The sequence below is a fragment of the Psychrobacter glacincola genome (genome assembly GCF_904846075.1).
GTDB classification, from domain to species: Bacteria; Pseudomonadota; Gammaproteobacteria; order Pseudomonadales; family Moraxellaceae; genus Psychrobacter; species Psychrobacter glacincola_C.
On sequence record NZ_CAJGZH010000002.1, the window covers coordinates 893,719 to 917,116 of the forward strand.

The 23,398-nt window shown below is 43.0% G+C and carries 19 protein-coding genes; 11 read left to right on the forward strand and 8 right to left on the reverse strand.

The features are described from left to right. Positions 1–303 precede the first annotated feature (303 nt). The 7 genes from JMW85_RS09870 (at position 304) to JMW85_RS09900 (ending at position 9,086) form a co-directional block, all read left to right on the forward strand. Positions 304–1,479 (forward strand): ATP-grasp domain-containing protein, encoded by a 1,176-nt coding sequence (locus JMW85_RS09870; protein WP_201581633.1) that lies wholly within the window; start codon positions 304–306, stop codon positions 1,477–1,479. Between the two features lie 87 nt (positions 1,480–1,566). Next, entirely contained in the window at positions 1,567–2,811 is a 1,245-nt protein-coding gene (locus tag JMW85_RS09875; RefSeq protein ID WP_201581634.1) for a trypsin-like peptidase domain-containing protein, read from the forward strand. 399 nt (positions 2,812–3,210) lie between these two features. Next, entirely contained in the window at positions 3,211–4,284 is a 1,074-nt protein-coding gene (locus tag JMW85_RS09880; protein WP_201581635.1) for a J domain-containing protein, read from the forward strand. 46 nt (positions 4,285–4,330) lie between these two features. Next, positions 4,331–5,638 carry a phosphoribosyltransferase domain-containing protein gene (locus JMW85_RS09885; protein ID WP_201581636.1) on the forward strand — a complete coding sequence of 436 codons (1,308 nt, stop codon included), beginning with the start codon at positions 4,331–4,333 and terminating at the stop codon, positions 5,636–5,638. An 82-nt stretch (positions 5,639–5,720) separates the two neighbouring features. Next, positions 5,721–6,548, forward strand: a complete 828-nt coding sequence (locus JMW85_RS09890; RefSeq protein ID WP_201581637.1) for an HAD hydrolase family protein — start codon at positions 5,721–5,723, stop codon at positions 6,546–6,548. Between the two features lie 63 nt (positions 6,549–6,611). After that, positions 6,612–7,808: a cysteine protease StiP domain-containing protein gene (locus tag JMW85_RS09895; RefSeq protein WP_201581638.1), complete on the forward strand. Its 1,197-nt coding sequence runs from the start codon at positions 6,612–6,614 to the stop codon at positions 7,806–7,808. 213 nt (positions 7,809–8,021) lie between these two features. Next, positions 8,022–9,086: an HpcH/HpaI aldolase/citrate lyase family protein gene (locus JMW85_RS09900; RefSeq protein ID WP_083475641.1), complete on the forward strand. Its 1,065-nt coding sequence runs from the start codon at positions 8,022–8,024 to the stop codon at positions 9,084–9,086. A 211-nt stretch (positions 9,087–9,297) separates the two neighbouring features. On the opposite strand, the gene JMW85_RS09905 is transcribed toward JMW85_RS09900, so the two are convergent. Next, a complete protein-coding gene (locus tag JMW85_RS09905) occupies positions 9,298–10,110 on the reverse strand; it encodes an alpha/beta fold hydrolase (protein WP_201581639.1) in 813 nt (270 codons plus the stop codon). 469 nt (positions 10,111–10,579) lie between these two features. Here JMW85_RS09905 and JMW85_RS09910 point away from each other — a divergent pair, with 469 nt between their 5' ends. Beyond that, positions 10,580–11,377, forward strand: coding sequence for an enoyl-CoA hydratase/isomerase family protein (locus JMW85_RS09910; RefSeq protein ID WP_055123862.1), 798 nt, complete (start codon positions 10,580–10,582; stop codon positions 11,375–11,377). Positions 11,378–11,501: 124 nt separating this feature from the next. On the opposite strand, the gene JMW85_RS09915 is transcribed toward JMW85_RS09910, so the two are convergent. The 3 genes from JMW85_RS09915 to acnB all read right to left on the reverse strand — a co-directional run bounded on the left by JMW85_RS09915 (position 11,502) and on the right by acnB (position 15,357). Then, on the reverse strand, positions 11,502–11,945 hold the full coding sequence (locus tag JMW85_RS09915) for a PACE efflux transporter (RefSeq protein WP_201581640.1): 444 nt from the start codon (positions 11,943–11,945) through the stop codon (positions 11,502–11,504). Between the two features lie 178 nt (positions 11,946–12,123). Then, on the reverse strand, positions 12,124–12,576 hold the full coding sequence (locus tag JMW85_RS09920) for a DUF805 domain-containing protein (protein ID WP_227681782.1): 453 nt from the start codon (positions 12,574–12,576) through the stop codon (positions 12,124–12,126). A gap of 177 nt (positions 12,577–12,753) precedes the next feature. Next, entirely contained in the window at positions 12,754–15,357 is a 2,604-nt protein-coding gene (gene acnB / locus JMW85_RS09925; protein ID WP_055123861.1) for a bifunctional aconitate hydratase 2/2-methylisocitrate dehydratase, read from the reverse strand. A gap of 485 nt (positions 15,358–15,842) precedes the next feature. Here acnB and JMW85_RS09930 point away from each other — a divergent pair, with 485 nt between their 5' ends. Together JMW85_RS09930 and lipA are read left to right on the forward strand one after the other, a co-directional pair. Further along, complete coding sequence (locus JMW85_RS09930; protein ID WP_055124038.1) at positions 15,843–16,253, forward strand: carboxymuconolactone decarboxylase family protein; 411 nt, start codon at positions 15,843–15,845, stop codon at positions 16,251–16,253. Between the two features lie 174 nt (positions 16,254–16,427). Further along, entirely contained in the window at positions 16,428–17,471 is a 1,044-nt protein-coding gene (gene lipA, locus JMW85_RS09935) for a lipoyl synthase (protein ID WP_055123860.1), read from the forward strand. Between the two features lie 127 nt (positions 17,472–17,598). Here lipA and JMW85_RS09940 read toward each other — a convergent pair whose 3' ends face one another. Genes JMW85_RS09940 through JMW85_RS09950 form a run of 3 tightly spaced genes read right to left on the reverse strand, consistent with a single transcriptional unit; the run spans position 17,599 to position 21,221 of the window. Then, the gene (locus JMW85_RS09940) at positions 17,599–19,689 is read right to left on the reverse strand and encodes a TRAP transporter permease (RefSeq protein WP_201581641.1); all 2,091 of its coding nucleotides are present in this window, start codon (positions 19,687–19,689) and stop codon (positions 17,599–17,601) included. After that, positions 19,661–20,221 carry a DUF1850 domain-containing protein gene (locus JMW85_RS09945; protein ID WP_227681784.1) on the reverse strand — a complete coding sequence of 187 codons (561 nt, stop codon included), beginning with the start codon at positions 20,219–20,221 and terminating at the stop codon, positions 19,661–19,663. The genes JMW85_RS09940 and JMW85_RS09945 overlap by 29 nt, the downstream gene beginning before the upstream one ends. Continuing rightward, the gene (locus JMW85_RS09950) at positions 20,202–21,221 is read right to left on the reverse strand and encodes a TAXI family TRAP transporter solute-binding subunit (RefSeq protein WP_055123858.1); all 1,020 of its coding nucleotides are present in this window, start codon (positions 21,219–21,221) and stop codon (positions 20,202–20,204) included. The genes JMW85_RS09945 and JMW85_RS09950 overlap by 20 nt, the downstream gene beginning before the upstream one ends. A gap of 523 nt (positions 21,222–21,744) precedes the next feature. Here JMW85_RS09950 and mtnP point away from each other — a divergent pair. After that, positions 21,745–22,638 (forward strand): S-methyl-5'-thioadenosine phosphorylase, encoded by an 894-nt coding sequence (gene mtnP, locus JMW85_RS09955; RefSeq protein WP_055123857.1) that lies wholly within the window; start codon positions 21,745–21,747, stop codon positions 22,636–22,638. 120 nt (positions 22,639–22,758) lie between these two features. Here mtnP and JMW85_RS09960 read toward each other — a convergent pair whose 3' ends face one another. Next, positions 22,759–23,397, reverse strand: a complete 639-nt coding sequence (locus JMW85_RS09960) for a TIGR04282 family arsenosugar biosynthesis glycosyltransferase (protein WP_201581643.1) — start codon at positions 23,395–23,397, stop codon at positions 22,759–22,761. Position 23,398 lies beyond the last annotated feature (1 nt).

Genomic DNA, 23,398 nt, shown 5'->3' on the forward strand with positions numbered 1-23,398 from the left:
TACATCCTTTGAATTATTTATTATGTGCGTGTGTTTGTTATGCTAATAATTGTCATATAGTAGCATGGATGGCCGCTGACTTTTAAAGCGTACGACCGTTCAATAGCGTGCCAATGACCCTAAAAAATATTTTTACAAATCCTTCATGCTATTTTGTCAGCAGCATTTATAACGCTTAGCATTTGTATATAATAGCCCCTACTATTAGCAATATTACGGCTTGCTTATATTCCTGATGGTGTTGCGATGACGATACTGAATTATTCAATTATATCTAAAACCTACGATAATGCTGAGAGAACTATGAAAATCCCTGCTAACGATAACGATCATACAACATCAACTGCCGCGTCACCTGCCGTTTGGTTAGCTGAAGGTCAGTCAAGCCAGCGTGATATGTTAGCCAGCCTGCAAACCCTAAAAAATCACGCTGATACTTCGTTCAACATTATCGCTTCACATCGCCACAATAGACCTGAGATTTTTGAATTTGCTGACAGCGTTTACCGCGAGCCTTCTATAAGCACCGCAGATAACGATGAGCAAGCAGTGCTCGAATCTGCTGAACCATTGATGCCGCGTTGGCAGTTTGTGTTAGAACAAGCGCAGAAAAACAACGTAAAAGTATTGCTCACTGGACGCAATGGTATTGATTACGAAGCCCAGCGTGAGGCGTTTGTCGCAGCGGGTATTCGTTTATTGACGGGTGCAGCGAGTGTGGCAGCATTAGAAGTGATAGATGATAAGTTTGCCTTTATGCAGCAGTGTCATGAGCATGATATTCCCGTTGCCGAGGCGTGGCGCTTTGATAATGTCGCAGAGCTTGAAGCATTACTTGCTACGTACGGTCACCAACCATTATGCGTCAAACCGGTTACGGGTATTTTTGCACAAGGGTTTTGGCGTTTAGGCAAAGTTAAAGAGATGGGCAAAGAAGTAGGTGAACAATACGATAGCTTTGAGCATTTATACTTTACCGAAGAGAAAAAAATCAATACCACGCAATTTATCAATGCCTATGCAAACAGTGTCATGGTGCGTGAGCGCCCAATTCCCATGCTGCTAATGCCTTACTTGTCAGGGCAAGAGTACTCTATCGATGTCGTCTGTGAATATGGCGAAGTGCTGGCTGCTGTCACCCGTTATAAAACGGGGAAAATTCAGCATATCGGCTACGAGCAAGCGGTCATGGATGTCGTCATTCCACTCATAAAAGCCTTTGGCTGCGATGGCATCGTCAGTGTCCAAACCAAAGCTGATGATGACGGTTATCACCGTGTGCTTGAGATTAATAGTCGCCCTTCTGGTGGCATTGATTACACCACCCATAGCGGTGTGGATTTGACCCAAGTTGGATTTGCTTATTGGCTAGGCTTAACCGATAAACCGATACTGGCTGATATCGCGCAACAAATAACCCCCTGCCAAGTACGCTCTATTATGGTCGGTGTAAAGGTTGAAGAAGACATCACTGAATAAGTCAAAATAATAATATAAAAAGCTGACGGCAATGAATCGACAATAATAAATCAATCACAACCGAATATATTCAATAAGAGGCAAACGATGACAGCACAAACCACGTTAGTGTTAGGGGCAAATACGGTCATCGCGACATCGAATTGTTCGGTCGCCTTTGCAACGACAGATCAGTCAAAGTTTGGCGAGCAGCTTGGGCTACTATGGCTGCCTTTGGATGAGCATCGAAAAGCCGCTTGTAGTCCTGCTTATCTTCATGAACAGAAGGAATGGGCGCAGCTCAATAGCAAAGATGATCCAAATGCATGGCAATTGGATTTGCCTGCATTGTTTGATAAACAAGGTGCAAGCTTTTTACAACTGATTGCTTATGTTTATCATGAGCCAAGCCTAAACTTACCTGCCGTTGAATTGAGCAAGGTAAGCTTAACACTCAATGAGGGCGATATTCGTTATGAATTTACCGCAAGTGAACGCCATGTTAAAGCGGCGATCATATTAGAGATATACCGACGCAATGGACAATTTAAATGCCGTGCCCTTGGTGAAAGCTCCACGCAAGGACTGGCAAGTCTTGAGCATCATGTACAAGTTAGCCTTGATGTGCGTCCGCCAGATACGCATGCCCTTATCCAAGATGCCCAGCGTGCACAGCAGCAAGGTTATCCTAACAGTGACGCACGTCCGCCCAGACAAGTTCAATCTGGTGAAACTTGGACAGGGACAGCGTTTGCTATCGATCCCTATCATTTACTGACTTGCTATCATGTCATTGAATCGGCGGCGATGATTGGTGTGCGTCAGCAAGGGCAGCCTGATCGTGAAGCGCAAGTGGTGCTCAGCGATATTGGTAGTGATTCAGCCATTATTAGAGTAAGTGAGCCACTGCCAAGTTATTTACCCTTAGCACAGCGTTGTACTGATAATTTAGGTGAAACCATCACCACCTTGGGATTTCCGTTATCAGGATTGAGTAGCCAATTACAAGTAACGCAAGGCTGCATCTCAGGACTGACAGGGTTTGGCGATGATATTCGCTATCTGCAATTTACTGCGCCTATTCAGCCAGGCTCTAGTGGCAGCCCTTTATTACTGCCGACTGGCGAAGTTATCGGCATGGTAACGTCCAGCCTCGTCCATGAGCATGCACAAAATATGAACTATGCGGTGAAATTTCAGTTATTATCCGCCCTACTCGCGAGCGCCGGAATCAGTTTAGATAATTCATCTGGCTCATATGGCATGTCACGCACGACAGCTGCGCCGCTGACTACGCCGCAATTAAGCAAACAAAGCCGCGGTGCTTTGTGGTTGGTAGGTTGTCAGGGTTAATGATTCACTATAGTGTCGACAAACCTTAAATAAATACATCTAAACACTTGATTTATTTAGTAGTTGATTATTTCGATACGCGCTATCATAATAACCCGGCTTAGAAATAACAAGTGTTGAGCTACACTATATTTTTAAGATTTTAACCTTGATAAAATCTAACCTAAATAATTAGAAAGTTATAGTTACCCAACTTTTAAAAGCATACACTGCTACTCAAATGAGTTTTTAGCAATTTCTATCTGCGTAGGTCCAGCAAGCACAGAGTATCAATTCTAGTAGCATGTGATAATACTTGCACCTTTTTTTATTTCAAACTATATATACAAAGCAAAAATTTTAGTACAAATGTAATAAAAAATTCCAATAAAAATTAATAACTAAAGTAAGAAAATAGATATGATTTATATAATAATTTTAGTTGCTGTTTTTTTCATAATAGGTGCTTTGTCAAATGACGATGAAAGTGTTTCAGATAATACTGCCACTAGAAACTATTCCTACACTACGAAGCTAGAGGGCAAGTATCTACATTTAAGTATGGATACTATTCCTTATGGAACAGAAGTTGTTATTCTTGAACTTGCTTATCAGGGTCAAAATGTAAAAAGTTATTATGATATTTTTAATGATGAAGAAGGCAACTTTATAACTGGTGCTCGCAATAACGATAATAATGATCTTTACTCAATAAGTGTACCTATCAATGCTTTAATTTTGCCTAGAAATAAAGACATCACCTTAGATTTTAATATTACGCTTTTAAAGGATGGCGTTATTCTCGATAAACTCAAATCTCAAGAGGAAATTCGTATAAGCTCTAGCTCTTTTTTACTTATGGAATGGTTCATTCCTACAATAAAAATTTTGGCTTACTACTCCATAAAAAAAGGTGACTCCAATGATTCAAAATCTTGGTCCAAAGACAACATTAAAGTTATCAAAAATGTTTTTTCAAATCACATAGAAAGCAATCCAGAAGAACGAGATTTTTTAAAAAATCAAATGAAAATCTTATCAGGTACTTCAATAGATTTGAGAGAATGTGTTAAGGATTTCAATAATAGAGCAAATACTACTAATGACAAGAATACTGTTTTCTATGCATCCGCTCGGATAATAATCAATAACCTAGAGTCAGGAAAATGGTTGCATATAGAAAAAGGTCTAGCAGAGATTAAAAATCTGAGCAAATTAATGGGCATTAGCAATGAAATATTAGAGGATGTTTACTCTGGTTTTGAAACCCTTAAAAACCAAGACAAACCTACAGAAGCTTCTGATAATCTAAAAGCATTAAAGATTCTTGGTTTGTTAGAAGGAGCTACTATCGAAGAAATGCGTAGAGCTTATAGGTTAAAGATCAAAGACTTTCATCCTGACAAATACACTCACTTACCTGAATCTGTGAAACTGGTACTTCAAGAAAAAGCTCAAGAACTAAACCTTGCAAAAGAAACACTACGATTTTAGCACTCAATAACGTTGAAACCTTTATATGACTACAAACAGTATTTCCATGAACAAAAGCTATGTCTGCACCATTACCCTACCACGCGGCAATCTTGATTTAACCTATCAAACCAATTCAGCCACTACGAGAAATGGGGCAGAACCAAGTAACGATTATCAATTAGAAGACTTACTTGGCTTTGCACAACGCATTAACCCAAAACGTGCCTTTTTGTTTGTCTCAAAAGTATTAGGTCGTCATATTCCAGTGGCTCCTAGTACCATGCGTCATGCTTTTACTGACTTGGCGAATTTGGTTCCTAGCGATTTGCCTGAGCCGATTTTAGTCATCGGTATGGCAGAGACGGCGGTTGGCTTATCGGCCGGTGTGCACCAAGCGCTGCAAACGCGTTATCCCAATGCCTTACTATTGAACTCTACGCGTCATGCGCAACATGATGACAATAAGGACAGTAGCAGCGACTCTTTATTAACCACTTTCAGCGAAGACCACAGTCATGCCAGCCAGCATCTCATTTATCAAAGTGCAGATACAGTGACCCAAGCGCAATTACTAGCGAGCAAGACCTTGATTATGGTGGATGATGAAGCATCGACGGGCAATACTTGCGTCAATGTCGTCACTGCCCTTCGTAACGCAGGACTTGACCAACTAGAGCAAGTACATCTTACCACTTTGGTTGATTGGTCTTTAAACCAGAAGCAGAAGGCAGCCGATGCCAATGAAGCTGTATATGACCAAATCGCAAAACGCCTGCCCAATATCCACTTTCAACGCCATCATCTACTGTCTGGTGCATGGACTTGGACGGATGCGCCCAATCCCGAACCGATAACGATGCCATCGGTTGATACAACTGAAGCAGGCAGTCAGTCTCTAGGTAATACTGGTAATTGGGGACGTTTCCCAACCCTAGATAGCACCGATGGGTTTGATCATTATCTTTTGAGGTTTCAAACTGCCTTTAACGTTTTTAACAAGCAAACTCAACCTGAGAAAGAGCCGTTTGATAAAGAACAGTTGCCACAGCGTATCTTAGTATTGGGCAGTAATGAGTTTGTTTGGTTACCGTTTTTATTGGCGGAATGGCTTGCGCAAAATACGCATGTAGAGAATAGTAAGCATACGGTTAATTTTAGTGCGTTAACCCGCTCACCGATTGCGCTTGGTGGCGCAATTACCTCGATGTTAAGTTTTAATGATAATTATGGGCTTGGTATGACCAACTTTGCGTATAACGTTACACCTAGCGATTGGGATTTGATTGTCTTGTGTGTAGAAACGTCCGCTGATAGCGTTGATACTATGTGGAAAGGTTTGGAGAATGTATTGGTGGTGAGTCCGACGCTGTAAATTATTTTATAAGAACTGTGCTCTTACCACTATCCTCTAAATCCAGCTCTGCTTTTCACATTCAACTTTTATGGACACCTTTATGACCAGCCCATTTTTTCAAGCCAATCCTCATATCGTTAAGCCTTACGCACTGATGGATTTGGACGATACGCTCTTTCAAACTCAGCGTAAAATTGATGCGTGGAAATTACCCACTACTGAAGCTGAAAACTTGATTTGCGCAACCGTTAACAAACAAGGCGAGCCATTAAGTTTTATGAATCAGCGCCAAGCCACATTGTTTAATTGGCTACTTGCTAGCACTGATCTAATCGTAGTGACGGCACGCGACCGCAGTGAAATCCAGCGTGTTAAACTGCCTTTTGATAGCTGGCAAATTTTGACTCATGGCGCGATTATTCTTGACAAAGAAGGTATGTTACAAGCCCAGTGGCAACAGTATATGTATAATAAGCTTGCGCCATTGCAGGAAAAATTACAGCAGCTGAGCCAGCTATTCGCGAATCACAGCAAAAATGACAGTAGCCAGCTGGTCTTTACACCGCATATCGATAGCTTTAGTAAGGGCGCTGATAATAGAGAATTAACCATTTATCTGGCTATCAAACATGCGCAAAAAGACCATCAAGCATTAGTAGATCTCGCTGCAAAACTGCCAACGTTAATACGAGACTTTGAGCAGGATTTTTATGTGCACGTGAATGCGAATAATCTAGCGATATTGCCGCACGCAGTTCATAAGCGCCATGCGGTACAATTTCTGCTAGACCATCATTTAGACAGTCAACGACCAAGCTTTGGCTTTGGTGACAGTCTGGCTGATTTACCATTTTTACAGCTGCTTGACTGGTATGGTATGCCCAATCATGGTCAGTTACATGAACGACTTAGCGCTCAATCATTCTAAACCCTTAATCTCTCCTAAATAAAAACAATAATCGCCGCCGTTTATAGAAGTAGAAATTATTTTATGACCCATCATATAACGAACCCTAATGTTCAAAAATTAGAAGCATATGGCTCAGGCAGCTATCTTGCCAGTGATGTGACCGTACTGCTCGATATAGTCGCTAAAAACGCGGTCGCCGATGTGCCAGTCAGTCAAAAAGAAGCACTTATTCAAAGTGGGCAACGTCATTATTCTGATATGTTGACCTTGGAGCAAGCGCCTACTGCTATGCATGAGCACCTATACACGCAAGCATTAGAGCAAGGAGCTGAGAGGACTTCCACTGATATTGCTAATTTGGCTTATACGCTACATCATATTTTTCAAAAATCTCGAAATGAACATACCGTTAGTAATGAGCGCCCGCTAGTCTTAGTCAGTTTGGTGCGCGCAGGTTTGCCAGTTGGCGTTTTGTTGCAGCGTGCGTTAGCAGACGTTAATAGCAGCTCTGCTTTGCCGAGCATGCATTATGGTATCAGCATCATTCGCGACCGCGGACTTGATCCAGTTGCGTTACAGATGATATTGAATGCTCATCCAGACAGTCCTATCGTATTTGTTGACGGCTGGACAGGCAAAGGCGCGATTTATCAAGAGCTTGCTCATAGTTTAGAAAAATTTAGCGATCCTAGTCATGCAAACTTTCCCAATATCTTTCATCAAGGGGCAGATGTTATTCCCTTATTAACGCTGGCTGATCCAGCTGGCGTTGCTTGGCTTGCAGCTAGTATCGATGACTGGCTAATTCCTTCAGGGCTATTAAATAGTACGGTGTCGGGGCTTATATCACGTAGCTTATATACCGAGCCAGCATTGGGGCTACACCGCAGCGTGTTTTATGATAACTTAATTGAGGTCGACCATAGCTTAGCTTTCATCGCTCATATCGATGCAGCGCGCCGTGCATTAGCCCCATCTTTGCAATGTTTGCCGACGTTTCAGCAGCCGCGCTATCAGACAGCTGCTTTAATCGACAAGCTGGCAGCAGACTACGATATCGCCAATCGTAACCGCATTAAGCCAACGATTGCAGAGGCAACACGGGCGATATTGCGCCGTGACCCTGAACGCATACTATTAGCCAGCGCTGATCATCCTGATACCATACTGCTAAGACATTTATGTGCCCAGCGAAATATCATTGTTAGTGTATTAGGTGATAAAATACATCCCTATCAAGCCATCACGCTTATCAAGCAACGTAGCGAAGACCATTAATCATTGCTACACTCGCGGTTTTTATAAACCAGACCCGTCTCAAACTCAAAGCAGCGAAAGAAAAAGGTAAAACTACTCCTTCTTGTCGGCTAAACGAATTTGACATTACCAAACGTATTTTTGGGTTTGCGGTCATTGCTGCTAAGCCATACCACTTGATGATACTTCTTAGATTTTATACCCATTCACTTATCACTATTGATGATGCCAATTATGTCAGATATGCAAAACAACGAGTCTACTCTTTATCAAAACACCCAGTCTTACGCTCACCTTATTACTGAGCGTCATGCGATGCTCAAACCACATGCGCATCACCCGTATCAGTTGGGGGCTAGCCTATACATGCCAGCAACTCGCCAAGATATTTGGCAAGTCATTAAGCGTGATAAATTACCAACGATTAATAGCATTATCATCTGTTTAGAAGATGCGGTTAGCCATAATGATGTTGAGCTGGCACTTGAGCGCTTGCAAACGTTGCTGCATACATGGGCGACGCATGTCGATAGCATCAATGACCCATCAAAACATGCCGACATTCAGATTGAGCAACCAACACGCCCGCTGGTATTTATACGCCCGCGTCATCCAGCGATGTTAGAGCAGCTATCAGGTTTTGCCCATATCGATTTGATTGATGGCTTTGTCATGCCAAAAGTCGATATGTATAGTCTGTCTAATTGGCGTATGGCCTGTCAAAATCTGAGCACTGAGCAACTATTGATGCCGACGCTTGAAACCGCAGCGCTATTTAATCCGCATCATAATCAGGAATTGGCCATTGGTTTTAAAGAAGCTTTTAGCCAGCCTGTATTTGCCTTGCGTATCGGTGGCAATGATTTGTTTGCAGCATTGCGTTTGCGCCGTCCCAAAAACAGCATTGTTTATGATACTCCTATCGGCACCCTTGCCTATCAGCTGCTCGGCTGCTTTGTGCCGCATGGCTTTTATTTAACAGCGCCTGTCTTTGAATATTTGGATCAGCCAACGCTATTTATGCAAGAGCTAACCCGCGATGTTAGCTTAGGATTGGTCGGCAAAACGGTCATTCATCCAAGCCAAATTGCGCTGGTGCAACAAGCCTATTGCGTACCATTGAGCATTTTAGATGAAGCGCAAGCAATCTTGCATAGCGAGGCGAAAGCGGTGTTTAAATATAATAATACCATGCTAGAGCCTGCTACCCATCGCGCTTGGGCAACAGAAATCGTCAATCGTGCCGAGGCATGTGGCACTCTTGATGACGGTAATAATGACTATACGGCACGGTTATAAATAAAAATCTTAAGGTTAATAAGGCATGTCCTCAATCTGAACGGAAGCGCCTAAGTTTCAAATCAATATTTTAAATGCACTCTTTTACATGCGCTCAATAAAAAAGCCGTTATCACATTCAAGATAACGGCTTTTTTAGCACAAAGGTTCCATCACTCTATTACTATTAAAACAATGCCTTATTTAAGGATTTTTTAAGACCAACTCAAAACTAGACACAGTCCGCTAAAAAGGTGTTAATCACTCGATTTACCTGCTGAGGCTCTTCTACGGTGGCGGTATGACCAGCGCCCTTGATCACTGCCAATTTGGACCCTGCTATCGCAAAATGCATACGTTCAGCCTTTGAATAAGGGGTTGCTGTATCCTCATCGCCGACCACGATTAATGTCGGCAGCATAATACTTCCTAGCTGATCGTAGGTGCCTGACCGCTCAATGACGCCCATCGTTGCCTTAATGACTCCGCCTTTGCGATTGCCTTGTAGCATCGTTAACCACTGCTTACGATCAGAGTTACGCAACTTATCTGTCAAAAAAGTATTGCCAAACATAATAGGCATGACCTTGTTACTCACGCGTTTGAGACCCAGCCAACGAATGGCTTTGACCAGCTTACGATACTGCGGCACGTTTTTGGGATCTTCAGGATCAGCAGAAGTCTCTAACAGGGTAAGCGAAAGCAATAGCTCAGGGCGTTTGAGTGCGACACGCTGGGCGACAAACCCACCCATCGACAACCCTAACAAATGGCACTTATGAATATCTAGTGCCTCTAATAATGCCAATGTATCCTCGGTTAAGGTTTCCATATCATAGCCAGACTTCGTTATTTCAGACTGACCTTGTCCTCGAAAATCAAACGTAATACAGCGATAACCGGCTTTAAAATACTCAACTTGCTTGTCAAATAGGTGCGTATTCCACAGCAGACCGTGGGCAAATACCATGACGGGTTTTTGCTTATCGTTTGGCGCGCTGTCTTCATAATAAAGTTCAACATTATTGACATTAATAATTGGCATAACCACTTCCTTGTTGGTTTAAGAAATAAAAAATCAGTCTTTTAAAACCTGCCTTCTAGGGCGTTTCTTCATTTTGAAAATGGTGAAAATGAGAAAAATTGCCGCCAAACAAGGAAAACAGCACAAATAATATCGTGATATTCATCAGCTATTTGACGCAGTTTGGCAAAATTTAGCCATTTTTAGCCCATGTAGAGAATGCTCGATTGAATTGAGGACATACCCTAGCATAATTCAACCTTTCTACAGATAGTAGCCTTATTTTTGAATGGTAGGTTTAATAGCTTTAGCAATATGATAGCAGCAAAAAACACCATACCTGAATCATGTCTTAAGCGCGCACAGATCCTGCTTTTATAATAAGCTCAAACTGCTATAGTATTTGGCATTGCATTATTTGTCACATTTACTGCCAATAGCTATTGTTACCAAAAATGTTTTACAGAAAACTCAATTAAGGATATCAACCATGTCACACCCTCTCGTCGAATATCAAGTAGAAAATCATATCGCAACCATCACGATGAACGATCCCAAAACACTGAATGCCTTTAGCACAGTGCTAAAAGATGCCATGATGAACGCACTAACGAATGCAGACGAAGACAAAGACGTCAGAGTCATCATCCTGCAAGGCGCAGGCAATAACTTTTCAAGTGGCGGTCATATCGGTGAGATGTTAGAAAACGGCATGGAAAGCGAGGCGCTGTCGAATAAGCTAAACTTTATGGTTGGCGAAGTCGCTGAGATTAGCTTAAAGCTGCGTAATATTCATAAGCCTATTATCGCCAAATTAGAAGGTGCAGTGGCAGGTGCTGGCATGAACTTGGCACTGACTTGTGATTTTCGCATAGCCGCTGATAATGCCAAATTCGTGCAAGCCTTTGTCAATATCGGTTTAATACCAGATGCTGGCGGCATTTATTTACTGAATCAATTGATCGGTGTGGCAAAAACCACTGAGATGGTCATGCTTGGCGATAAACTCAAAGCGGAAGATATGGCACGCTTAAACTTGGTTAATGATGTGGTCAGTAGCGACGAGCTGGATGCTAGCGTATTGGCATTGGCAACGCGCCTGAGCAATCTGCCCGGAAAAGCATTGGCATCAATGAAGCATATGATTAATACGCACGCTTATATGGGTCTCAATGAAGCGCTCGATATGGAAGTGGATCAACAGACCATGCTTGCTAAAACGGATGATTTTAAAGAAGGTATTACCGCCTTTATGGAAAAACGTAAGCCGGTTTATCAAGGTAAATAATAACCTGATCACACTCTGTTTTGCGCTATCATCAAAAAGGCTGCCTAATGGCAGCCTTTTTTTAGGTCATACGATATCAAGAAAATTCCGTATTAAACATATCTTTAAGTGACACTTTTAACTCTTAAGAATCAGAGGCTATCTTATAGTGATGCGGTAAGGTAAATATCTTGTCAAAACCCAAGGTAAAGATAAAGGTATAAACCAAAAAAAATAGCAGTAACGCCGCTTCCATCATAAAAGCTTTGATTAAGCCAACGTCATACCAAATCATATAAAGTGGTAAGCAAATCAATACCAATCCGCCTTCAAATCCTAAAGCATGCGCACTGCGAATGAGTAAGGTACGCTTTGCCACATGCTTGCGACGTTCCCACGCTTCAAAAGCTGTATTGTATAAGAAGTTCCAAATCACTGCTGCCAATGACACCATCACAGCAACTGGTAATGATTCTGCCGCGTCGCTACCGCTCAGCTTCATCAATACGAAAGTAGAAGAAATGATAGCGATAAGCTCGAAAATAGTCACATAGACGATACGACGTTTGAGTGGGGATAAAGTAATCAACCAAGACTCCAAAGCACTTGAGCGTAAACAAAAAGTGCCTATCAAAGTATCGGTCCGTCCCGAGATAGAAAAGATAGATTCATTACAGAGCCACGGTTTCCGCCTGCTGCTATATTATACCTAATATAACCGGGAAAATCAGTTAGTGCTTATGTCAAAATCAGACATCAGAAATCGCTTATTTTGCTGGTTGACCCCATTGATTTGTTTCATGCTTAGTGTCGCTTGCAAGAAATATAATCAATAAAATACCTAATAATGGAATAAGTGATATTAAAATCCACCATCCTGAGCGATTGGTATCGTGCAATCTACGTATAGTAACCGCTAAGTTTGGTATGAACAAACCGAGTGCAACTAGTATATAAAACAACCCTACGCCCGTATCAAAGATGATCGTATCTAGGATCATAGCAATAATCATTAACCCTGTTTGTATAAGCAAGAAATACCAGTACTCTTTACGGCGAGCGCGCCCAGAGAAATTGGTATAATTTCTCAAGCCTTTCTTGAACCAGTCGATGATGCCATAGTTTGCTTCAGCGCTATGATTATTAGCCATTACAGAGTTGTTCAAAGGTGGCGGCGTCGCTTTATCAAGCATACTTCTACTTTCTATCGGATTTGTCATTTTTAGCCTCTAAAGGTGAAAGTCGCTGATTAAGAATTAATGAGCAGCTTGCATTATAATTACTCAATAAAAGTTTGCAAAGACTTATTGATATTTTTGAACTTTTATCCTTAACAAAAAACCTCGCATCATAAGACACGAGGTTCGTTTTAAATAATCTAAATTTTCAAACCAAAACTAGGTCAATTGAGCAACGTTAATTTTGTCGGCTTCTTCAGTATAAGAATCCATACGATCGAAGTTCATGTACTGATACACTTCCTCGCCCATACTATCAAGCATACCAGCGTACTGCTGATATTCTTCGTTGGTTGGCAATTTACCAAGTACCGCTGCGACCGCTGCAAGCTCTGCAGAAGCTAGATATACGTTAGCGCCTTGACCCAAACGGTTCGGGAAGTTACGAGTTGACGTCGATACCGCAGTAGATTTCGGTGCGATACGTGCTTGGTTACCCATACATAGTGAACAACCTGGCATCTCAGTACGAGCGCCGGCTTGAGCGTAGATGTTGTAGTAACCCTCTTCCATCAACTGACGCGCATCCATCTTAGTCGGCGGCGCAATCCATAGACGAGTTTTCAAACTACCTGCTGGTACGTCTTGTAGCAGTTTACCCGCAGCGCGGAAGTGACCGATGTTGGTCATACATGAACCAATGAACACTTCATCAATGGTATCGCCAGCGACATCAGCCAATGTTTTTGCATCGTCTGGATCGTTCGGGCAGCAAAGGATAGGCTCTTTGATAGTGCTCATATCGATAGTCATATCGATGGCGTATTCTGCATCAGCATCAGCACGCAATAGGCTTGGGTTTGCTAGCCATTCTTGCATCTGCTCGATACGACGGCTGATAGTACGTGCATCGCCATAGCCTTCTGAGATCATCCACTTAAGTAGCGTGATGTTTGAGTTTAAGTACTCAGTCACCGACGCTTCAGACAAAGTGATAGTACAACCAGCAGCACTACGCTCAGCTGAGGCATCAGACAATTCAAACGCTTGCTCAGCGGTCAAATCTTCTAGACCTTCGATCTCTAAGATACGACCATTGAACTCGTTGATTTTGCCTTTCTTATCAACGGTCAATAGACCTTCTTTAATCGCTTGATAAGGAATCGCATGTACTAGGTCACGTAGCGTGATACCAGCCTGACGTTCGCCAACGAAGCGTACACGGACAGATTCAGGCATATCAAGTGGCATCACACCAGTTGCTGCTGCGAATGCTACTAGACCAGAACCTGCTGGGAATGAGATACCCATTGGGAAACGCGTATGCGAGTCACCACCAGTACCAACGGTATCTGGAAGTAGCATACGGTTCAACCAGCTATGAATGATACCATCACCAGGACGTAAGCTTACGCCGCCACGGTTCATGATAAAGTCAGGTAGTGTGTGCTGAGTTTCAACGTCAACTGGCTTTGGATAAGCGGCAGTGTGACAGAATGACTGCATTACTAGATCTGCCTGGAAACCTAGGCAAGCCAAATCTTTTAGCTCATCACGAGTCATCGGACCAGTCGTATCCTGCGATCCTACAGTCGTCATTTTAGGCTCACAGTACATGCCCGGACGTACGCCCTCTAGACCACAAGCTTTACCGACCATTTTTTGCGCTAGGGTAAAGCCTTTACCCGTATCAACTGGCTCTTCTGGCTTAGCAAAGATATCTGAATGTCCAAGACCCATGTACGCGCGAGCACGATTGGTCAAACCACGACCAACGATCAATGGAATACGACCGCCAGCACGAACTTCATCAAGCAATGTTGGTGAGTTCAATTTGAACGTAGACAGCACTTCATCTGAATCATGCTTAGTGATTTTGCCTTCATACGGATAGATGTCAAACACATCACCCATGTTTAAGTTATCAACGGCTACTTTTTCGATGGGCAATGCGCCAGAATCTTCCATGGTGTTAAAGAAGATAGGTGCAATATTGTTACCAAGTACTAAACCGCCACCACGTTTGTTCGGCACGTTAGGGATATCATCGCCCATCAGCCACAATACTGAGTTGGTCGCAGACTTACGGCTAGAGCCTGTACCTACCACGTCACCAACATAAGCGAGTGGATGGCCTTTTTCTTTTAACGCTTCGATTTGCTTCATTGGACCGACAACGCCCTCTTCGTCAGCAGTGATGCCGTCGCGAGAGTTTTTGTGCATAGCCAATGAATGCAATGGGATATCAGGGCGGCTCCACGCATCTTGCGCAGGCGACAAGTCATCGGTGTTGGTTTCGCCAGTCACTTTAAACGTCGTGTAAGTGGTTTTTTCTGGTACAGCATCACGGTTCAAGAACCATTCAGCGTCAGCCCAAGATTGAACCACTTCTTTAGCGATAGCATTGCCCGCTTCTGCTTTTTCAGTCACGTCATTGAATGCGTCAAACACCAGCAACGTCTTTTTTAACGCTTCAGCAGCATCTTGTGCCACTTCCGCGTCATCCAGTGCCGCAACCAATGGTTGAACGTTATAGCCACCTTGCATCGTGCCTAGGATTTGAACGGCTTTTTGCTTGCTAATAAGTGGTGAAGAGGTTTCACCCTTAAGGATCGCTGCTAAAAACGCCGCTTTAACGTAAGCCGCTTGGTCAACGCCAGCAGGAATACGGTTTTCTAGCAGGTTCATCAAGAACGCGTCTTCGCCTGCTGGTGGATTCTTTAGTAGTTCGACCAACTCTGCTACTTGTTTTTCATTCAGTGGTAGCGGAACCGTTCCTAGCTCAGCACGTTCTTCGACATGTTTACGATAAGCTTCTAACACAATAGTCGTCCTCGTCAGTTGGGAGTATTAGTACATTACGTGGGTAGTCAGCATGACCGCCTGCGTCTATATACTAGATGAAATAATTATTGGTGCAATCATAGCTTAAAACGCCCTAAATGTTAATGGCTCAGCCTTTAAAAGGCTCATAAAGCGGTTATAAAGGGCTCATATTGAACATTTATTATATAAATAGTACCATCAACAATATGATTGAGCAGCCTTGCACAATCGATATACAGCTTGTCATTTTAGTCAAGCACCCCTCGATTTATGAGTAAATAAATACGCTGTGACTGCTAGACGCTTTGTAGGATATTATTTGATAAAATATCATCTTGATACGATAGCTTAGAGAAAATATCACTTAGAAAAATAGCGCTTGAAAAAACAGCTTTTATTAACCATATATTAAATGAATAAACATTAAGGATAATGATATGGATAGTGGTGCAATGGAAAACAAAAATAGGGAAAACAGCGATATGGAAAACAGCCATATAAAGAGCAACGCTAATTATCAAAACGGTCTCAAAGTTCGCACTGACGTGATGGGTGAAGCGCATGTCAAACGCTCGCTTGACAGCACGACTGGATTTACCCAACCATTACAAGACTGGATTATTGAGCACGCTTGGGGCAGCACATGGCAAGATGACTCAGTATTGCCACGCAAATATCGCTCATTAATCACCATCGCTTTTTTAATTGCGCAAAAAAGCCCCACTGAGCTAAAAGGGCACATTCGAGGTGCCATCAATAATGGCGCAAGTGTCGCTGAGATTCGAGAAGTATTAATGCACAGCTTGCCTTATTGCGGGGCACCTGCCACTCAAGAAGCGTTTCGTGCTGCCATAGAAATCCTGAATGAGTTGGATATTGATATAGATATTTAAAACTATGGTTGCGAGACAAACCATAGTAGCCTTAATGATCCACCTCAAAATGATCAGTTAAACATTATTCATTGAAAATTAGCCCCTAAGTTTCTGCTATAATGTCCTCACTCACAACACATTCTAATAATTCCATAAACCCTTATACTATAAAGGGTTAAGAGATACTTTATTATGACAACTGCCGTACAAACACATGTGCCTGCTGCCAAGGTCAAACCTAAAAAAGCCATTCAAGGCGAAAAGCTACGTGGCTACGATAAAGTTGCCCGTATCCCAATTAAAGTGATTCCGACCATCGAGGCAAAGAAAAAGCCAGATTGGATTCGGGTTAAAATGTCCTCGCCCGCTGAAGTAGCTCGTATCAAAGCCACCTTGCGTGAGCAAAAGCTCTATACCGTCTGTGAGGAAGCGGCCTGCCCTAACCTACCGCAGTGCTTCGCTGATGGTACGGCGACCTTTATGATTATGGGTGATATCTGTACCCGTCGCTGTCCGTTCTGTGACGTCGGTCATGGTCGTCCTAATGAGCTAGATGCAGATGAGCCGCGTCACACTGCCGAGACTATTTTAGGTTTGCAGCTTAAGTATGCGGTAATCACCTCTGTGGATCGTGACGATCTAAAAGATGGCGGCGCGATGCATTTCGTTGAAGTGCTCAATGAATCTCGCGCACTTAGCCCGAATTGCCTCATTGAAATATTGGTGCCTGATTTCCGTGGTCGTATGGATATCGCGCTAGACTTGTTAACTGAAACACCGCCAGATGTCTTTAACCATAACATCGAAACCGTGCCTCGTTTATATAAAGCCTTCCGCCCAGGTTCTGACTATCAGCATTCGTTAGATTTGCTCAAACTCTATAAAGAGCGTCGCCCTGATATCGCGACCAAGTGCGGCTTTATGGTCGGTCTTGGTGAGACTGAAGAAGAGATTTATGCGCTGCTTGATGACCTAAAAGCGCATAATGTGGATATGATTACGGTTGGTCAGTATCTGCAACCCAGTAAAAACCACGCGCCTGTCGATCGTTATGTCCATCCAGACGAGTTCCAGCGTTATATGGATTATGGTAAAAAAATTGGCTTCTTTAACATTTGGGCAGGCCCAATGGTACGCTCAAGCTATTTTGCCGATCGTCAGTACTACGGCGAAGACTGCCCAGCGCCAATCCGTAGTAAAAAAGCATTGGCAGCAGAAGGCAAACTTGGCTGCTAAGTGTCGGGGTTTAATGAGCTAATACTTAAAAATTAAGTTGAGCATGTAAAAAGGGTGAATAACATTTTATGTTATTCACCCTTTTTTATGACTTTAATGAATTATTAAAACCTTTAACCGCAACGTCTTAAATGGTTAAAGTTGGCGTTGGCTCGCCACTGTTTCTAGTATTAAGGATGGCGATAGCAATAACGATCACGCCACCCACTAGACCAGTCATTACTCCAGGATAGATTAACAGCAAAGCTCCGATTGCCAAAATAACGCGTGTTACTGGGCTCATATCGCTTTTAAAATAACCCTCTAATGCTGCACTAAGTGCGATAACACCCGTAATTGACGTCAATACTACCGTGATAATATCGATAATAGGTGGTAGCGGGAAGTCCTTAGCAGTTACCGCAAGCCCAGTAGGATCAATCATTAACATCGCTGGACTATAGATAAACATAAACGGCACGATAAATCCGGCGAGTGCCAATTTGAGAGATAAGAACCCTGTCTTCATCGGATCGCCACCAGATATGCCCGCACCAGCAAAGGCGGCTAGACACACAGGCGGTGTAATATTGGCAAAGATACCAAAGTAAAAAACAAACATATGCGCTGATAAAATTGGAATATCAAAACCAGCTAAGGCTGGTGCTGCCATCGTTGCTGTAATAATATAGGCAGGAATAGACGGTAGTCCCATGCCCAATACCATCGAGGCAAGCATGGTCAAAATGAGCGTGAAAAATAACGACCCTGCACCAAGTGTGACAATTGATGAGGTCATCACCGTTCCAAAGCTGGTTAGACTCACGACTCCGATGATAATACCGACGACTGCACAAGCAGCCATTACCGCGAGCGACTGGCGTGCGCCATCTTCTAATGCACCCAAAATGTCAGAGAAACCCATTCTAGTCTCTTTTCGCAGCATACTAACTACGACAGTAAAACCAATGGTATAAGCCGCTGCATATCCGACGGGCACATTTCTGATTAATAAGAAAATCAAAAATACGATCGGTAGCAGCATATGACCGCGGGCTTTTAACACTTCTTTGACAGCTGGTAAGCTTTCTTTAGCGATACCTTTTAGATCACGACGACCAGCGCGAAAATGCACCTGCGCAATGACGCCCAGATAATACAATATCGCTGGCAATAAGGCCGCCAACGCAATTGTGCTATACGGCAAGCCTGTTGTCTCCGCCATGATAAAGGCACTCGCGCCCATAATCGGCGGTAATATTTGCCCGCCAACAGAGGCACTCGCCTCAACGGCACCTGCAAAATCTTTGTGGTAACCAACCTTTTTCATGAGCGGAATGGTAAAGGCACCAGTACTGACCACGTTTGACAAAGCAGAGCCATTAATACTGCCCATAAAACCACTAGAGATGACCGCCACTTTTGCAGGCCCGCCTTTTTTATGACCCGCAATTGCCAATGCCAAATCATTAAACAGCTGCCCCATTCCCGAGCGCGCTAAGAATGCACCAAAAAGAATGAATAAAAAGATAAAAGTGACCGATGCACCAATCGCAACAGAGTATAAGCCTTCGGTTTTTAGGAATAATTGACCAAAGATATCACCCATGTCATAAGGACGCGTCAGCAGCCTATCAGGCATAAAGTCTAAATGGCTAACAAACGGATACGCCAAAAATATCCCTGCCAATATCGGTAAAATCCAACCTGTGATACGGCGACTGCCTTCTAATACGCAGACCACCGTAATCAGCGAAAATATCACATCCATCTGATTGGCCATACCGCCACGTGAGGTCACGATATCTTGATATTCATATATCAGATAAGCCATTCCAGATAAAGACAGGGCAAACCAAATCCAGTCATACCATGCAACGCGCTGACGGCTGCTTTTTTTACTTGCGGGGAAAATTAAGAAAATTAAGGCAAAACCAATGCCCACGTGTACAGAGCGCTGTAGCAGCGCTGGCATGGGATTAAAGGTGATATATAAATGAAACAGTGAATATAAAATGCAAAGTCCAACGATAAAATACTTCACTGGTCCTTGAGTGATGTGCCTTGTGATGGATTCTCTATCATACTTCTCTAATATGGCTTTATTGTGGGCTTGCGCCTCGAGTTCAGCGTCGACCTGAGTATCAGCATCCGTGTTGGAATGTATAGGCAAGTCGTTATTGATATGGTTATCTGACATCGTTGTCACATTATTGTGATCCATCACTTGGGAGTTCATGACACAAATCCTTGTTAAATCTATCAATGAAACCATACGTTTTCGGCATGATCGTTACTTCAGAATAGTCTGGCACCCAGCGATGAATGAGCATCTGGTAGTTACCATAGTCAATCTCACCTTTGGTAAGCCGTGAGACCACCCAATTGAGCTTAGGCAATTTCTCATTGATTTGATAACCCAGATAGCCAGGTTTTTGTATCGGAGCAAGCGCTTCGGTTGAGGGTGTGCCCGCCCCAAAAGCTTCAAAATAAGTGGTGGTCAGCAGCAATTCAGCGTCTTCTGTACTGCTGCCGTCTATACGTTGGTATTGCTCTTCCCACCATTGTTTTTCTACAGAGTGTATCCAGCGCAGTTGAAAATTTGGCTCGACGAAGTAGCACACTTTATCATTAGCACCATCAACGCCTGCGACACGCACTTCCACCACAGGCTGACGGACAAAGAGATGCCATAGCGTAAAAAAAACCAGCGCGGCAATGCCTGCCACGCCAATCAATAACCCTAAACGCTTATTTAGCTGCTTGCTCATCATAGTACTTTTTAGCGCCAGGATGGATAGGTGCGACCATACCTTCACGCGCGGTTGCTAAACTAATATCATTGGCCGCTTGGTGCGCTGTTTTTAGACCGTCTAAATTGTCAAATAACGCTTTGGTCAGCTTGTAACCATCTGCTTCAGACAACTCTGAGCTCACCAATAGAGCATTCATGATTGCTGCGGTTGGAATCGCGGCGTCATTGCCATAAGTGCCAGCAGGAATCTCAAAAGTCTTAAAGTAAGGCTTAGTCGCAATGATTTCTTTTAGCTTGTCTTGATTGATGGTGATCAACTGTAAGTCTAGACCCTGCTCTAGCTCCATCAATGAAGAGTTTGGCAGACCACTACTAAAGAAAGCCGCTTCAATTTTACCCGCTTTCATACCGTCCGCTGCTTCCGCAAAGCCTAAATAGTCAACGGTCACATCATCATATGTGATACCAAACCCTTCTAATAGCGTCCGAGCATTTACTTCTGTGCCAGAGCCTTGATCGCCCACAGCGATGCGCTTACCACGTAGGTCTTCAATATTTTTGATGCCAGATTTTTTGGTGGTGACAATTTGCACCACATTAGGGTACAAGACTGCAATCTGTTGGATGTTGGTTATCGGCTTATCAAAGTTATTTTTGCCTTCGATCGCATCGGTGACCACATCACTAAGCGCCAACACCATGTCAACCTTTCCTTGGGTCAATAGATTGACGTTTTCGACTGAAGCGCCAGTGGTTTGCGTTTTTGAGTTGACCCCAAAGGTTTTGACATAGACCTCTGATAATGAAGTGCCGATGATGTTATAAGGGCCAGATGCTCCGCCAGTGGCGATGGTAAGAAACTTGGTGTCAAGCTTGTCGGCGGCAGTGTCAGTAGTAGCGCTATCTGTTGCCGTACTGTCAGTACTTTCTGAACTTGGTGATGAGCATGCCGTTAGACCTAAAGTGGCGCTTAACATTGCTGATAAAAGTAACGGGGATTTTAGAGAGTTGAGCATTGAATTCATCCTTGAAATAATCGAGTTAATACACTTAACGACATCAATATATCAATATATCAATAGTGATGCGTTACAGACCTGTAATAATATAGCAATTCTTGCTATAAATAAACTGCCATCCAGATTCCCTCTACACTCACACTTTATATGCGAAGCTATTTAAGTGAAGGCGCAGCAGTTCTTGTAATGAATCAATAGCCAAATATAGTTTTGCTATGCGGAACAATGTTTCATTAGACAATTCATTTAAACAAAGTCTGTGTCTATTGTAAACCTTTATAATCATCTAAATACAAACGAGGTTATTTGACCAAAAAATACTGATATAAAATGACTAAATGGTCGTTCTTAATGCATTTTCATCATACTGTAGGATTTATTATATTATATTTTATATATAAACCCTAAGCAGTTGTCTCATAAGGCAGCTTACTTAAAGTAGATCCCATCTAAATTTGCAAATTCGTCACCACATATCTTGGCAACGTTATCTGTTACTCTAAAAATATGGAAAACCTTTATGACAATATCTAGTGTAGAAAAGTCAGCGGCAGTATCTGCCGATATCGCCATCATTGGTGGTAGTGGTCTTTATCAGATGCAAGATTTAACCAATAAACGCAGTGTCAGCATATCGACGCCTTACGGCAAACCCTCTGATGATATTGTCTTAGGTGAATTGAATGGCGTAAAGGTCGCTTTTCTAACTCGTCATGGTCAAGGTCACAAACTCACCCCTTCCGAAGTGCCTTATCGAGCTAATATTTATGCGCTAAAAACCTTGGGGGTACGCTACGTCATTTCGGTATCGGCGGTGGGATCACTAAGAGACGCGCTTAAGCCCTTAGATATGGTCATTCCCGATCAAATGATCGATATGACTAAGTATCGAAACAGCAGTTTCTTTGGGGAAGGTGCAGTGGCACACGTCGCGATGGCTGATCCTTTATGTCCTAAAGTCGCGGATATTCTAACGCGTGCTTATACTCAGGCGCAGATAGCCGAAGGTCAATGTCATGCAAAAGCCACGTATATCTGTATCGAAGGGCCGCAGTTTTCCACTCGTGCAGAGTCACACTGGTATCGGCAGATGCAAGCGGACATCATCGGTATGACCAATATGCCAGAGGCTAAGCTTGCTCGTGAAGCAAGTATGGCTTACGCAACGCTAGCATTGGTCACAGACTTTGATAGTTGGCACCCTACCGAAGAAGCCGTTAGTGCAGACTATGCCATAAAAAACCTAATGAAAAATGCTGAAAATGCTCAAGCAGTGATTAAGCAGGCGGTCACCCTACTAGCAGCAGAACAGCCTGACTCTATTGCCCATACAGCTTTAGCTCAAGCGTTAGTCACGCCAGTAGAGACGATGAGTGAAGAGACTAAAACCAGACTTTCAGCAATATTGCCTTAGCCATATCAGTTTATGATTACCAAAAAGCTATCGAACTATAATCAACCTAATAGGGTCAACAAAATAGCTCGATGGCTTTTTAATACCTAAAAATTTCAAATGATAAGACGTTCTCAGTTATTAGTTCTCAATAAACTTGCAATCATCAAGCCAACCTTCAGGTAAATACGGTAAATCTTCAGGCTCATCGATATCAGGCAAAGGCGCTAGCAACTTTACAGACCAGCTCAATTCTGCCAAGCGCTGTTGAGTAATCTTTGCTACGCTCGCTGTACTCCATTCGATAGTGCTAAATAAGCGAGCATCAACTTGCTTAAAGCCAAACAGTACATAACCACCATCAAAAGCGGGAATCATCACGCTAACTTGTGTTTCTAACTGCTGGGCAGCCTGTCGAATACGAATGGTTGTAAGACTCGGACAGTCCGTACCTATCAAGATAACGTGCTCGAAACATGCTAATGCTTGCTGACTGGCGGTTAACATACGTAAACCCAAATCACCCTCTGCTTGTGCTGACCATCGCAGCGAGTCAAGTAAATTAAGCGCTTGCCAGCATGGATCTGTCGGCGCAGGACTGACACATAACTCAACCGTAAAGCCAGTAGCGACGGCTTGTTCAATGCTATGCAATAGTAGTTTATGCGCCATTTGCACGGCACCTTCAATACCAAGAGCTGGCTGCAAGCGCGTTTTTGCCATGCCCTGTGCGGGGAATTTGGCAAAGAGGATAATACAAGTTTGTTGGTTTTGATTCATG